The sequence below is a fragment of the Halobellus captivus genome, assembly GCF_007655485.1.
Taxonomy (GTDB): Archaea; Halobacteriota; Halobacteria; order Halobacteriales; family Haloferacaceae; genus Haloquadratum; species Haloquadratum captivum.
Window position 1 is genome coordinate 159467 of sequence record NZ_VJXQ01000006.1, and the last position, 461, is coordinate 159927.

Annotated in this window: 1 protein-coding gene; it reads right to left on the reverse strand. The window is 51.4% G+C overall.

The features are described from left to right. Window positions 1-74: 74 nt before the first annotated feature. Window positions 75-461, reverse strand: a 387-nt coding sequence (locus FJT57_RS17015; protein ID WP_238994009.1) for a DDE-type integrase/transposase/recombinase, incomplete at its 5' end; no start/stop codon positions are given.

A 461-nucleotide genomic window follows, 5' to 3' on the forward strand; every position in this document is an offset into this window, starting at 1 on the left:
TATCTGAACTCGGGCGACGGTGGCTCTTTCGACTCTGGTCTGCAATCTCTTTTCCTGCGATGCGAGGGTAGTGTTTAGTTAGGAGCATTGAGCCAAGCAGCAAATGCTTGGAGCCAATTTTCGGCGGTTTGAGGCTCAACGTGGCTGAAACAGTTTGAAAATGAGGATGTTCGGCGCTTGAGTTCTCGAAAGATTCGTTCGATAGCATTCCGATTTCCAGTCCGTTCAGTGTGAAATCGGAGCCCAGCTCTGGACAGCGCTGTTTGGAGGTGTTGAGCGCCATCGACCAGAAACATGGCGGATTCGACATTGTGTTTCTGGCGGAGTTCCCGCAGAAAGATCTCGGTTAATGCGGTCGTTGTCGTTGCAAAGAGTCGCAGATGTAGCAGATCGTTTGTGTCGGGATCAGCGGCGGCGTACAGCCAGAACTGCTCGTCATTGATTCGAATCACAGTTTCGTC